At 39.7% G+C, this 14,870-nt stretch carries 9 protein-coding genes and 1 other RNA gene; 9 read left to right on the top strand and 1 reads right to left on the bottom strand.

What is annotated here, in order from left to right:
- Nucleotides 1–383 precede the first annotated feature (383 nt).
- The 6 genes from NSB03_RS17945 to ssrA all read left to right on the top strand — a co-directional run bounded on the left by NSB03_RS17945 (nucleotide 384) and on the right by ssrA (nucleotide 9,364).
- Nucleotides 384–2,615 carry a RecQ family ATP-dependent DNA helicase gene (locus NSB03_RS17945; protein WP_024988474.1) on the top strand — a complete coding sequence of 744 codons (2,232 nt, stop codon included), beginning with the start codon at nucleotides 384–386 and terminating at the stop codon, nucleotides 2,613–2,615.
- Nucleotides 2,612–3,733, top strand: coding sequence for a DNA-processing protein DprA (locus NSB03_RS17940; RefSeq protein ID WP_024988475.1), 1,122 nt, complete (start codon nucleotides 2,612–2,614; stop codon nucleotides 3,731–3,733). The genes NSB03_RS17945 and NSB03_RS17940 overlap by 4 nt, the downstream gene beginning before the upstream one ends.
- Nucleotides 3,734–3,776: 43 nt before the next feature.
- The gene (locus tag NSB03_RS17935; RefSeq protein ID WP_024988476.1) at nucleotides 3,777–5,465 is read left to right on the top strand and encodes an RNA/DNA-binding domain-containing protein; all 1,689 of its coding nucleotides are present in this window, start codon (nucleotides 3,777–3,779) and stop codon (nucleotides 5,463–5,465) included.
- Nucleotides 5,466–5,600: 135 nt separating this feature from the next.
- Complete coding sequence (locus NSB03_RS17930) at nucleotides 5,601–5,891, top strand: helix-turn-helix domain-containing protein (protein ID WP_024988477.1); 291 nt, start codon at nucleotides 5,601–5,603, stop codon at nucleotides 5,889–5,891.
- Nucleotides 5,892–5,899: 8 nt separating this feature from the next.
- Nucleotides 5,900–8,776, top strand: coding sequence for a TOTE conflict system archaeo-eukaryotic primase domain-containing protein (locus tag NSB03_RS17925; RefSeq protein WP_257466556.1), 2,877 nt, complete (start codon nucleotides 5,900–5,902; stop codon nucleotides 8,774–8,776).
- 191 nt (nucleotides 8,777–8,967) lie between these two features.
- Nucleotides 8,968–9,364, top strand: a transfer-messenger RNA (tmRNA) gene (ssrA, locus tag NSB03_RS17920).
- Nucleotides 9,365–9,709: 345 nt separating this feature from the next.
- Here the strand turns inward: ssrA and NSB03_RS17915 are convergent.
- A complete protein-coding gene (locus tag NSB03_RS17915) occupies nucleotides 9,710–10,612 on the bottom strand; it encodes a PD-(D/E)XK nuclease family transposase (protein ID WP_024988478.1) in 903 nt (300 codons plus the stop codon).
- A gap of 289 nt (nucleotides 10,613–10,901) precedes the next feature.
- Between NSB03_RS17915 and dinB the strand changes: the two genes are divergently transcribed.
- From dinB to NSB03_RS17900, 3 genes are all read left to right on the top strand, one after another.
- On the top strand, nucleotides 10,902–11,993 hold the full coding sequence (dinB, locus tag NSB03_RS17910; RefSeq protein WP_024988479.1) for a DNA polymerase IV: 1,092 nt from the start codon (nucleotides 10,902–10,904) through the stop codon (nucleotides 11,991–11,993).
- 108 nt (nucleotides 11,994–12,101) lie between these two features.
- Nucleotides 12,102–14,036 carry a heparinase II/III domain-containing protein gene (locus tag NSB03_RS17905; RefSeq protein WP_257466555.1) on the top strand — a complete coding sequence of 645 codons (1,935 nt, stop codon included), beginning with the start codon at nucleotides 12,102–12,104 and terminating at the stop codon, nucleotides 14,034–14,036.
- Between the two features lie 55 nt (nucleotides 14,037–14,091).
- Nucleotides 14,092–14,793 carry a BT4411 family hyaluronic acid-binding protein gene (locus NSB03_RS17900; RefSeq protein WP_024988480.1) on the top strand — a complete coding sequence of 234 codons (702 nt, stop codon included), beginning with the start codon at nucleotides 14,092–14,094 and terminating at the stop codon, nucleotides 14,791–14,793.
- Nucleotides 14,794–14,870: the final 77 nt, after the last annotated feature.

The following is a 14,870-nucleotide window of genomic DNA, read 5'->3' as shown; positions in this document are numbered from 1 at the left end:
CATATTTGAGATTTTTTAGTTACACTCCTTAAATATAGGACATTCGTAACAATTAAACGAAGTATGAAGCAGAGTTTCAGGGTTGGCCTCGGTTTTTATTGTGCCGGTGTAGAAAAAATCGATTTTTCTATATAATTTTGTAGTCAAAATATGACAATTCTATCAAGAATAAGTCTATTGGTTTTAATCTAACCTCTGAACAACATTGGAAGATAACACCAAACAGCCTTTAACGGCTGACGCTTCATTGTATAATGGGCAGCCTACCGACACAGACTCATCGTGTCCAAGTGCAAGACTTATCTCTTGTACGCCCTCCATCTCGGATAATGTCAGAGATGAAATGATTTTGCAATATAAAAAATATCTAAAACAAAATGCGTATGCAGATTATTTTGACAAGAAAAGATGCTGAAACAAAACTGAAGGAAAAATTTGGCATAGAGCATTTCTATGATGAACAGTGGAAGTCTATCGAACGAATACTTCGAGGAGAACGAATCCTAATGATAGAACGTACTGGATTCGGCAAATCGTTGTGTTACCAGTTCCCTGCCACAGTATTTGATGGAGTTACGGTTGTCTTTTCTCCACTGATAGCTCTAATGCGTGATCAAGTTAGAGGATTGGTGAAAAAAGGCATTCCTGCAGCTTATATTAATTCAGAGCAGTCGCATGAGGATAATCAAGAAGCTATTCGACGTGCTAAAAACAATGAAGTAAAGATATTATATATAGCACCCGAAAGACAGGAGAATGACGAATGGATAGAAGCTACTCGTCACATAAAGCTTTCAATGATTGTAATTGATGAAGCACACACTATTTCTGTTTGGGGTCATGATTTTAGGCCATCGTTCCGCAGGATTATTAATTTAGTACAGTTCCTTCCGAAGAACTTACCTGTCCTTGCTACTACTGCAACCGCAACAGAAAGGGTTCAACATGATATTGAACAACAGATAGGTGGACAATTGACTACAATCAGAGGAAGCCTTGTGCGACCGAACTTTGCTCTGCAAGTAATAAAGGTTATGTCTGAAGATGAAAAAATGATATGGTTGGCTCAAAACATTGGCAAATTAGATGGTATTGGCTTAATATATACAGGCACACGTATAGCCACAGAAACTTATGCGAAATGGCTTCAGTTTGTCGGAGTCAAAGCTATAGATTATAATGCAGGTCTCGATGCAGATACAAGAAGGTCTATAGAGAGTGGCCTAATGCAAAACAAATGGAAGTGTGTAGTATCAACCAATGCTTTAGGTATGGGAATAGATAAGCCTGACATTCGTTTTATCATACATACTCAAATTCCAGCATCACCTATTCACTACTATCAGGAGATTGGACGTGCGGGACGTGACGGAAAACCTACACGTATAATATTGTTTTACAATGAAAGTAAAGACAATGGAAGAGAAGTGCCTACAGACTTAGTACTTCCTCTTTCATTCATAGACGGTGCTCGTCCGTCAATAAAAAAATATCAAAAGGTCATAGAATTATTAAAAGAAGAACCTCTGTCTGAGAGAGAAATCCTAAAAAAAGCTAATCTTAAGCAAACTCAAGCAAGGGTGATTAAAGCAGATTTGATAGATCAAGGAATCATCAAGGAGGTTATCTATGGCAAAACAAAGAAATATGAATACCAATATAATGCCCCGGTCCTAAATACAAAATATTTTGAGGAGCAGAGAGAAGCAAAGCTGAATGAACTTCGTTCTATGGAACAGTATATATATACTGATATGCCAAGAATGAAATACTTATGCAAGTTTCTGGATAGTGACGAGCAAATGGATTATAGAAATTGCGACAACACGAATTTAGAGAAAATTCACATAGTTACGTCACTAGAGCTAATGAAGAAACTTGAGGATTTTAGAAATACATTTTTCCCAATTTTGGAACTTGCTTCATGGACTACGAAAAAATGCGGGATTAGGGTCTGTATTACTTCTCCTAAAAAGATATTGATAGAGAAAACTATAAAGGACCAAAACAATGAGGTCGTAAAACGATATGTGAATGAATATAAAAATAGCATTAGAGAATCTGACTATACCCATGAAGAAGTAGAAATAATAAAAGAGCATCTAAGAAAAGCATCACATATGGTGAATGGCTATGCAGCCTCTTATTATGGAACTTCCAATGTAGGAGCAGCTATACATCGAAGTAAATATGAGAATGGAGGGGATTTTCCGGATTTCCTGTTAAAAAAGACATTGTCTATGTTTGGGAAGAAATTCGGAGAGGTTAAATTTGATTTAGTACTATACTTGCCTCCAACTAAATCTGGAGATCTTGTAAAGAACTTTGCCATGAAGTTTGCAAGTGTAATAAGCGTTCCTATAAGTCATGCTTTGAAAAAGGTGCGTGTAACACAAGAACAGAAGATATTTCAGAATTCATACAGCAAACGTGAAAATGTATTGGGTGCATTTGATATAGAAGATGGCATAGTCAAAGGTAAAACAATACTCTTGATAGATGATATATACGATAGTGGCGCAACACTAAAAGAAGTTGGTAATTTATTAACACGAAAAGGAGCAACATATATTGTTCCTATCGTTATAGCAAAAACTGTAGGAGGTACATTATGAACAAACAAGAATTGACATATTGGATAACGCTTGCATTGATTCCTAAGATGTGGACCAAGCGTAAGAATGAGATATATGTAAACTGTTTTCAACACGTTCCACAAATATCCATAATAGAATTGTTTGAAAATTCTTCAAATTGGGATATTGTCGGGCTAAATGAAACTGAGAAAATTCAGTTTGAAGAAGCAAGACATCAATTGGCAAACAACTCATTTCTCGTGGAAGACTTAATGTCTCAAGGGTATGACATATTACCTGTAACTCATGAAGAGTACCCTAAGCTTCTGAAAAAAAATTTAAAGTTTAATGCTCCTGTTGTCATATATATAAAAGGAAACAAATCGCTGTTGAAAGAAGAGTCTATTGCTATTGTAGGGTCACGAAGTGCCAATGAGAAGTCTTTAGCTTTCACAGAAAATATAGCAAGGAAAGCTGTGACAGATAACAAGGTCGTTGTCAGTGGTTTTGCAAAAGGAGTGGATCGTCAAGCTTTAGACGCAGCAGTTAATGCAAATGGGAAAAGTATTATTGTGCTTCCACAGGGCATAATGACTTTTGGCTCTGGCTTTAAACAATATCTAAAACATATCATTCAAGGAAATGTGTTGGTTATGAGTGCTTTTGCTCCCAAAGCGCCATGGTCGATAGAATTCGCAATGGCACGTAATCCTATTATATATGGTATTGCATCAGAAATATTTGTAGCTCAAAGTGATGATAAAGGGGGAACTTGGGCTGGTGTGCTTGATGGTCTAAGAAAGAATCGTCCTATCTATGTCAGATATCCTGACAATAATGAAAAAAATGCAAATCGTTTACTTATTCAGAAAGGAGCATTCGCCGTAGATATATGTGGAAAGACTTTAACCCTTAGCCCTAATGAACAAAAAACTCCTAAACAGTTAAAAAAAGACACACTGGATTCAAATATAATTGCAGTATTAAAAAGTGTCGAAATGATTTCCGCAAAAGAAATCATTAGCAAATTACACATAGATTGGAGAGATGACAAAATGAAGCGCTATCTTGAGAAGATGTCGCAAGTGGAAAAAAAGAAGATAAAGAATAGAATTTATTATAATTTGAAAGGTAAAGCGCAACGAGAGCTGTTTTGATGGCTCTAATAGACTTTTTTCAAGAATATCATACAAGTACATTATGCTCGAACTCGAACTACAACAATATCTCCTCCGTGAGTACCCACAAGAGAATGCTCGTTGTGAATGGAAGGAATTTAAGAATCTGAAGAACTCTTTCTGCGGTGACGAGAAAGATGATGTCATATCCTACGTGTCGGCAATCGCCAATATGGAGGGAGGACATCTGGTGATTGGTGTCAAGGACAAGACACTTGAAATTGTCGGTACAGACATTTCAAGACTTACCTTTAATGGTCAGCCTGCAAACACGCAGTCTGCGACGTTCAAACTCACAGAACAATGCACTTATCTTTCATCTGAAGGACTAAGCATCGAGGAATTTGTAACGGATGATACGAACAAGCGAGTATGGATAATACATATCCCCAAACACTTGCCTCGCCGTCCTGTCCTTGCCCACAAGAAGGCATGGCAGCGGATAGAAGATTCTTTGGTTGAAATGACTAACGAAAGGATGAGTGTCATCCTCGAAGAGCCTATCTATACAGCAAAGGATTGGTCTGCAGAAATTGTACCTGATGCTACAATAGACGATTTGGATGAGGTGGCTATTGCCAAGGCTCGGATGATGTTCAAGAAAGTTCATAGTCGCATACCTGCTGAAGAAGTGAATGCTTGGAATGTTCAAACATTCCTGGGCAAGTGTGGATTGACGAGAAACGGAGGCATAACTCGGGCTGCTATCATTTTGTTGGGTAAATATGAATCCGCTTTCAAACTTCGTCCTGCCGTTGCACAGGTTACTTGGACTCGTCGAGACAAGAATCAAGAAGTGGTTGACTACGAACACTTCACCGTACCTTTTATATTGACAGTGGACGAAATCCTATCAAAGATAGAGAATTTGACATTGCGTGAGATGCCTGGAGGTACGCTTTTTCCTGACACGATGAAGCAGTATGATGACTATACCATTCGTGAGGCTCTTCATAACTGCATTGCTCATCAAGACTACACTCTTCAGCAACGCATCAATTTCGTGGAGAATCCTGGATATCTGTATTATTCCAACGCTGGCACATTCATCCCTGGCACTTTGGAGAATGCTTTAAGGAACGAAGAGCCTCAGACGCATTTCCGTAATGAATGCCTGTGTAGGGCAATGGTAGATTTTAACATGATTGATACTGTAAGCCGTGGTATCAAGAAAATGTTCAATGAGCAATGGCGCAGACATTTCCCTATGCCAGACTATGAGATTGACCAGATCAAGAAGAAAGTAGTTGTCCGCATTTACGGCAATGAAATCAACAAGCGATACACAGATTTGTTGAAGACAAACGACACTCTTTCTCTATGGGATTGCATCTCGCTTGATGCAGTACAAAAAGGCAGAACCATTCATGAGGATATAGCTCAAGACTTGCTCAAACGTGGACTTATTGAAGGTGATGCTCCCCATTACAGCATTTCTCTTAGCATTGCCAAAAACACGCATCAACTTCCTTCTTATACAAAGACAAAAGGATTGGACAAGGAGAAATTACGCCAGATGATACTGCAATTTTTACAAAACGCAGGTGACGAAGGGGCAAAGCGAGACAGTATTTATGAATACTTGAGGGATGTACTTCCTTCCAACAAAACAGACGAACAGCGACTGCGCATGGTGGGCAAATTGCTTGTTGAGATGGATGAAAATGAATTAATAACAACCAAAGGACGAAAGTGGATAATAAGGTCGTAATAAGACCTAATTTCTTAATTACGACCTTTTTACGACCCAATATGCCCATTGAGGTTGAAATAGGTCGTAATTTTTACCGATTTACGTCGAAAAAATCATATTATAACGGAGTTTGTATCGTACAATACAAAGAATATGTTATTCGGAAACAAGATAAGGGCCCTTAGAGATGAGCAGGGAGTATTGCAGCGCCAGTTGGCTGCATACTTAGAAATAGATACTCCCATGTTCAGTAAGATTGAGCGTGGAGATAGACGAGCCAAAAGAAGCCAAGTAATTCAAATGGCAACATACTTCAAAGTGGATGAAAAGGAAATGCTAACATTGTGGCTTGCTGACAAGATATTGGATGCGCTTGAGGGTGAAAACTCTTTAGCACTTGACGCTATTGGTGTGGCAGAAAAAACAATCAGACAATCAAGGTAAAAACGATTATGAAACAAGCCGAAGAATGCCGTAATGACATGTTAGCCTTGCGACTGCAAGAATTGGAAAAAGAGAATGCTATGTTAAAGAGAATACTTGATCAGCATGGCATTTCTTATTCTGTTTCTGTAGAAAGCAGCACTATAGAACAACCAACTCATATTGTTACGGACCATACTATTCGGCTTAGTTTACAAGAAAAGGTTGCGATATTTCAAAACCTATTTAAAGGTAGAGATGACGTATTCGCAAAACGATGGTATAGCCCATCTTCTCAAAAAGCAGGATATCAGCCTGTGTGTGAAAGAGAATGGAACAGAGATTATTGTGACAAGAGAAAATACAAATGTGCAGATTGCCCAAACAGGATGTTTGCACATTTGTCATACAATGATTTCTTCAACCATCTTGCAGGAAAAGATCAATTTGGACGTGACGTTATCGGTCTTTATCCAATATGCCAAGATAATACCTGTTACTTTTTATGTACTGATTTTGATGACAAGAATTGTGAACATGGCTATAAGAATGATGTTCTTGCGTTCATTAATGTCTGCAATAGTTGGAACGTACCATGTTATATCGAACGTTCTCGTTCTGGCAACGGAGCGCATGTTTGGATATTCTTTGATAAACCAATAACAGCATTGAAGGCACGCAAATTAGGGAATGCCATCTTGACAGAAGCTATGAATCGTGAGGCACGATTGTCTTTCAAGTCTTATGACCGTTTCTTTCCTAATCAAGACGCTTTACCAGAAGGTGGTCTTGGAAATCTTGTAGCTTTGCCGTTGCAAGGTATGGCTCGTCGCAAAGGGAATAGTGTGTTTGTAGATAACAAGTTCAACGCGTATGAAGATCAATGGACGTTTTTGTCACAAATACATAAGTTCTCAGAGGCAGAAATTGATTTGTTATTACGACAACATACGGTGCCTACCTTAGGCGAACTTTCAAAGTCCAGTGAGACAAAGCCTTGGGAAACTCCTCAAATAGATAATCCTTTAGCAGATTGCTATCCAAAACAAATAGTTCTGATAAGAGCAAACATTCTTTATATACCTTTAGCTAACTTATCCGCTAAATGTGTGAACGCTTTCAAGCGCATAGCGGCCTTCCGCAATCCTGAATTTTATGAAAAGCAAGGCATGCGTCTTTCCACTTACAATATTCCACGCATCATTTCTTGTTCTGAAATGACAGATGATTATCTCGCACTTCCACGTGGATGTGAAGATGCTGTTTGTGATGTCTTAAGCCAACATAATGTCAATGTTACGATTTCTGATAAAACAAATCCAGGGCGGAGCATCAATGTGACGTTTAAAGGCAAACTTCGAGAAGAACAGCAAAAGGCAATAGAAGCTTTTGCGAAGCATAACATTGGCACACTGTCTGCCACGACAGCATTTGGAAAGACCGTATTTGCCATTGGCATGATTGCCAAGAGAAAGGTCAACACTCTGATACTTGTCCATAACAAAGCTTTGCTTGAACAATGGAAAGAGCGATTGGAAAACTTTCTTGAAGTAAACGAAACTATAGAAGAACCGAAAAGAAGACGAGGACGAAAGAAGCAATCATCTATCATTGGTTGTTTATGTTCTGGCAAGAATTCCTTGCATGATATAATTGACATTGCCTTGATACAGTCTTGTTTGACCGATGGCGAAGTGAAACCTTTTGTCAGAGATTACGGCATGGTTGTTGTCGACGAATGTCATCATGTCTCGTCTGTTAGTTTTGAACAGGTACTTAGGCAGGTGACAGCTGCTTATGTTTATGGTTTAACAGCGACTCCTATCAGAAAAGATGGACATCAACCTATCATCTTTATGCAATGTGGAAAAATAAGATACACTTCCGATGCGAAAGCACAGATTGCAAACCAAGTTTTCAAACGCATTTTGATTCCGAGATTCACTTCTTTCCGCAATATAACATCTTCAGACAAGACTTATGTTCAAATTACACAAGCCTTGTCTGAAGATGTGAATAGAAACGAATTTATCATTGAAGATGTAAAAACAGCCATTCTAAAGGGATACACTCCGTTGCTTTTAACTACACGTACAGTCCATGTAAATTTGTTGGCAGAAATGCTAACGCCACATGTTGACCATGTAGTGCAACTCATTGGAGCCGAATCCACAAAGGAAAAGCGTATAGCGTTACAAAAGCTTCAGGAAATACCTCCAACAGAGTCACTTGTAATTGTGGCTACGGGAAAGTATGTGGGCGAAGGTTTCGATTATCCTCGTCTTAACACATTGTTTCTTACCATGCCTATCGCATGGAAAGGGAACGTAGAACAATACGCAGGGCGTTTGCATCGGGAGTATGAAGGAAAAAGTAAAGTGGTAATCTATGACTATGTAGATATCCATATTCCACTCTGCGACTCGATGTATCGCAAGCGTCTAAAGGGATACGCAGCTGCAGGCTATGGGAAAGATGCCATTATGATTGAATCAGACAACAAGCCGCGGAATCTAATATATGAACGAAATAATTATGAAATGGCATTCCGAAACGATTTGGCAAATGCTAAGCATTCTGTCATAATAGCAGTTTCCAAAGTGAAGTTTAAATATAGACCAGCCATTATGTCTATACTTTCCAACATTCTTCATAACGGTATTAATGTGGCAATACGTATCAAAGAGGAGGGAGCTAATGAGATGGAATTGGCAAATGCAGGAATAGATGTAGTATGTAACAATGTACAAACTCTACAATGTGCCATCATCGATAAACACATAGTCTGGTATGGAAATATGAACTTCTTTGGTTATAATTCAGAAACGAGTAATATTATGCGAATCGATGACAATAAAATAGCAGATGAAATGATAGACATATTATATGCTGATGCATCAAAATAAAACTGATATAGAGAGTTGTTACATGCAAAATATTGCCGTTTTATTTTGCAGTTTCGTGCATTTGTACTAATTTTGCAATAGGAAATCGCTTGAAATGGGGATGATAATCAAGGATTTATGTCCACACATTGTCCACACGATGGGGTTTCTTAGTACGCAAAGCACTGAATTTCAGTGTGGTACAACATCTCGGGGTTGACTGGATTTGACAGCGGGCAGAAATGGTAGGTAAGCATGCAGTGGGTCGGTAATTTCCACTTAAATCTCAGTTATCAAAATTTTATCTGGCGAAACTAATTACGCTCTTGCTGCTTAATCGAAGTATAGTAGATTAGCTTAATCCAGGCACAAGGTGCCAGGACGAGACATCACTCGGAAGCTGTTGCTCCGAAGCATTCCGGTTCAGTGGTGCAGTCACATCGGGGATAGTCAAAGGCGGCCTCGCGCTTTTGATGAAACTTTAGAGGATAAGGCAGGAATTGATGGCTTTGGTTCTGTTCCTGCACGAAAACTTAGGCAAAGATAAGCATGTAGAAAGCTTATGATTTCCTCGTTTGGACGAGGGTTCGATTCCCTCCAGCTCCACATAAATAAGGCTTGTAACCATTATACAAGCCTTATTTTATATTAGAATATATTATTTATTAATATTTGCTCGGATGTTTAGGATGACCACAATTTTTGCAGTCACTATTGTAAACGCCTTTAGCTTTATATTTGGTACATAGGCAACCTTCCACGGGACATGGATAATGTTTATATTCATTTAATCTGTTTCCTGTTAAATCCCATAAAAAATGAACTTATTTCTTGATTAGATTGGGACTTGATGCTTTTATTATTATGTGTAGATTACTTGTTTCATAAACAAAAAGAGGAACCATACGTAATCCATTGTATAGTTCCTCTTAAATACTATGTAAAAAGTTTATATTATAGTTTTTCAATCTCTTCTTTAGACAATCCTGTAGCTCCAATAATTAATTCCATTGCGGTTCCTGATGACTTTAGATAACGAGCGACTTTGATAGCTTTCTTTCTTGCTCCTTCTTCAAGACCTTCCGCTCTACCTTTTTCAAGCCCTTCCGCTCTACCTTCTTCACGCTCGGTATTGATATTATCACGAAGAATAACAATATTATCCAAGTGACGGTAATAGGCAGCAAGCTCATCCTTGGTCATGCTATCCAGTTTCAACCTTTCACGAGCCTCCTCAAGACCGGGAGCTGTAGCAGTGGAAGGTATCTCTCCGGTGTTAAGATAATAGATCCATTCTTCCAGGGGACTTTTCGCTACCTGATTGAAACCGTTTACTTTCAATATATAATATTCAGGATATAGCTGACTTACCGTATCCACCTTGAATGTCTGCTTCTGGAATGGAGTGAGTTCTAGGAGATCATTGGTGTGTATACCTCTGAATTCCGTCTTTCCATGATAAACAAAATCAGTTCCATGTCCCAGAGAGAAATAGACGATATTAACGCTATATACCTTACGCACCTTGTCATAGCTTTCTCCCCTATTGATATACTCAGTCACCAGCTTGGAAGTACCGAACAACATACGCTGGAAGTAGGCATATTCATTATTGTTCTGCACCTCTATCAGTACTAGTTCACCCTTGGAGTTCTCGGCAAGCATATCGACACGGTTATACTTGTCATATTCATCCTCCTGATTGCTTTCACTTTCAAGGAGTCTCTGAATAATAATCTTCTCACCCAATAACGTAGTGAGCAGACCTTCAAGGACACTGAAATTTGCCTTGTTCCTGAGCAAACGTTTCATAGCCCAGTCAAAACGGATTATCTGATTTTTATTGTTGCTATTCATAATTGTCTAATATATTGGCTACTACAAAAATACAGATAAAGTTTTATTTAGACAAGAAAATAAATGGATTTTGGGTATACTTAATAAAATGATGTAGGTGACTTGAGTAAGTCTTGTGCATGGTTTGGCTTACTTCAGTACAGGTTTCAACAAGTTCATCTACACATAATTTTTGTTTCTTACCGATGCTGGGGTGAAATGACTTTTTATTGTGATTATCCTGTCTGTCATCTAAAGAATGATGATTATTCGAAAAAATATAGTAAGTTTGCTCTGCTATTCCCAAAGAATGACTCAGAGAAAGATTATACATATCGACATGGACGCTTTCTACGCTTCTGTAGAACAGCGTGATAATCCGGAACTTCGTGGCAAACCATTGGCGGTAGGGCATGCTGAAGAGCGGGGAGTCGTGGCTGCTGCCAGTTACGAAGCCCGGCGTTATGGAGTCCGTTCCGCTATGTCTTCACTAAAAGCGAAACGTCTTTGTCCTCAGCTCATATTTGTATCCGGCAGGATGGACGTTTATAAATCCGTTTCCCGGCAGATACATGAGATTTTTCATGAATATACCGACATTATCGAACCTCTCTCTTTGGATGAGGCTTTTCTCGATGTAACAGAAAACAAGAAAGGCATTTCCTTAGCTGTGGATATAGCGAAAGAGATTAAACAGAAAATTCGCGAACAACTGAACTTGGTAGCGTCTGCCGGAATATCCTATAATAAATTCTTGGCAAAAATAGCTTCTGACTATCGTAAACCGGACGGACTATGTACCATCCATCCGGAACAGGCTTTGGATTTTATCGCCCGTCTTCCCATCGAATCATTTTGGGGAGTAGGTCCCGTGACTGCCAAAAAGATGCATATGCTCGGAATCAGCAATGGTGCTCAATTACGTAAATGTTCGTTGGAGATGCTGACAGCACATTTCGGCAAAGTGGGAGCTCTTTATTATGAATGTGCGCGAGGTATTGACGAGCGTCCGGTAGAGGCTGTCCGTATTCGTAAATCCATCGGGTGTGAACGTACATTGGAACGGGATATTTCAGCCCGTTCCTCGGTTATTATCGAACTGTATCATGTAGCAGTGGAACTGATTGAACGTCTCAACCATAAAGAATTCAAGGGAAACACGCTTACCTTGAAAATCAAGTTTCATGACTTTAGCCAAATCACCCGGAGTATGACCCAATCGCAGGAACTGACGACTTTGGACCGGGTACTTCCACTAGCAAAAGAACTGCTGAAAAGTGTGGAATATGAACAACACCCGATTCGGCTTATCGGACTTTCCGTTTCCAATCCGAAAGAAGAAGTAGATGAACAGCGTGGTGCTTGGGAGCAGTTGAGTTTCGAATTTAGTGAATGGGAATAGTATGATTTTTGAAGTATGTACTTTTTTGTCATCAGGTTCGTATGATTTATTCACCTCATTTTTTATCAGATACGTTATCTTTGCCATACTTAAATGAATGAAAATACCATGAATCGAATGAAACATTTGCTTTGTGTTCTTTTAGTAGCGGCTTTGGGAAGTTTCTCTTTCAAGGCAAACGCTTATACCGAACGCAACCTGCTGCAAAAGGCAGCAGACGAAACTACGTTGAAAAACGTGTTGGTAATGAAACAAGCCTGGGTGCCTTATCCTGCTTACACAGACCGCGCCGCCTGGGATTCTTTGATGGGCCCCAATAAGCAACGCCTCATCGAAGCCGGCGAAAAACTCCTCGACTACAAATGGCAACTGATTCCTGCTACTGCTTATCTGGAATACGAACGCAGCGGCAACCGGAAAGTGATGGAGGTTCCTTATGATGCCAACCGTCAGGCACTCAATACGCTGATGCTTGCCGAATTGGCCGAAGGTAAAGGGCGTTTTATCGACCAACTGCTGAACGGCGCTTATATGAGTTGTGAAATGAATTCATGGGTTTTGTCCGCACATTTACCCCGGCAAAGCAGCAAACGCTCTCTTCCCGACTTTCGTGAACAGATTATCGACCTCGGTTCGGGCGGTTACGGAGCTTTGATGGCTTGGGTACACTATTTCTTCCGCAAGCCGTTCGATAAGATTAATCCCGTAGTATCTTTGCAAATGCGTAAAGCTATCAAAGAACGAATCCTCGACCCTTATATGAATGATGATGAAATGTGGTGGATGGCTTTCAACTGGAATCCGGGAGAAATTATCAATAACTGGAATCCTTGGTGTAACTCCAACGCCCTGCAATGTTTCTTCCTGATGGAAAACAATAAGGAGAAATTGGCGAAAGCGGTTTATCGTTCCATGAAGTCGGTAGATAAGTTCATTAATTTCGTGAAATCCGACGGGGCTTGCGAAGAGGGAACATCTTACTGGGGACATGCTGCCGGAAAACTCTATGACTATCTTCAAATCCTTTCCGATGGTACAGGTGGTAAGATATCTCTTTTTAACGAACCGATGATTCGCCGGATGGGAGAATATATGTCCCGTTCTTACGTTGGTGATGGCTGGGTAGTGAACTTTGCCGATGCTTCGGCAAAAGGCGGTGGCGATCCTTTGTTGATTTACCGTTTCGGTAAAGCCGTAAACAGCGATGAAATGATGCATTTTGCAGCATACTTGCTGAATGGCAGGAAACCGTATGCTACAATGGGCAATGATGCTTTCCGTTCGCTTCAATCCCTGCTTTGCTGTAATGATCTGGCGAAAGCCACTCCGATACATGATATGCCGGACGTCACTTGGTATCCCGAAACGGAATTCTGCTATATGAAGAATAAGAATGGTATGTTTGTTGCTGTCAAAGGCGGATTCAATAATGAAAGCCACAATCATAATGATGTAGGAACATTCTCTTTGTATGTCAATACGATTCCTGTGATTATTGATGCAGGCGTAGGTACTTATACAAAACAGACATTCAGCAAAGACCGTTATACGATTTGGACGATGCAAAGCAATTATCATAATTTGCCGATGATTAACGGTGTACCGCAGAGATTCGGGCAGCAGTATAGGGCTACAAATACGATTTGCAACGAGAAGAAGCGTGTTTTCTCTACGGATATAGCTGCCGCTTATCCGGTGGAGGCGAAAGTGAAGAGTTGGGTTCGTTCTTATGCGCTTGATGATAATAAACTCGTTATCGGTGATGTTTATACCTTGGATGAGGCTATTAACCCTAATCAAGTGAATTTCTTAACTTGGGGGAATGTAACTTTCCCATCAGCCGGAAAGATTCGGATTGAAGTAAAAGGCCAAAAGGTAGAAATGCATTATCCACCTCAGTTTAAAGCCGGATTGGAAACTATTAAATTGGATGATTCGCGCTTGTCTAACGTATGGGGCAAGGAGATTTACCGCATCACACTGAAGACGGACGAAAAGAAAGAGACAGGAAAATATGGATTTGTTGTCCAACAAGTGAAGTAGATATTAAAAATTAGAAGAAGAAATAATAGGTATAATTAATTAAATCCACAGTAAGATGAAAAAAGTATTATTTGCCGGCCTTTTGGCTATTGCAGGAGTGACTGTAAGCGCTCAAAATCTGATTAAAAACGAAAAGTTTGCCACAGAAGTAACGAACAAGGTGACCAATGCCAACAAGGCTACCGCAGGCGAATGGTTCATTATGAATAATGAGACTGACGGAGCGACTACCATTGCATGGGAACAAACCGGTGATGCCAAGTATCCTAATGCTATGAAAATTGATAATTCGGGTGCTTCAAAGAACATCTCCTGGTATAAGGCTTTCTTGGGACAGCGTGTTACAGACGGGCTGGAAAAAGGTATCTATGTTCTCACTTTCTACGCAAAAGCTAAAGAAGCAGGTACTCCGGTGAGTGTATATATCAAGCAGACTAACGAAGAAAAGAATGATAATGGTAAGTACAATACTACATTCTTTATGCGTCGGGATTACGATGCTGATTCTCAGCCGAATGCTTCGGGCGCACAATACAACTTCAAGATTAAAGATGCTGATAAATGGACCAAAGTGGTGGTTTACTACGACATGGGACAGGTGGTAAATGCCATTAGCAGTAAGAAAGCCAATGCTAATCTGGAAGTGTCCGATACGGATGATGATGATGCTATCCTGAAAGATTGTTATGTAGCCATCCTTGCTCAGAATAAAGGTGGTATTGTAGAAATCAGTGATGTGACGTTGAGAAAGAAATAAAGGTAACCATTCTATTTTCCGCCTTGACACGCATCGCAACCCAGCATATCTTTGCGGCATAACCAATTACTAACAAA

This window comes from Bacteroides acidifaciens (genome assembly GCF_024623065.1).
GTDB classification, from domain to species: domain Bacteria; phylum Bacteroidota; class Bacteroidia; order Bacteroidales; family Bacteroidaceae; genus Bacteroides; species Bacteroides acidifaciens.
Note: the sequence above shows the minus strand (reverse complement) of the source record. Positions and strands in the feature narration are given on the sequence as shown.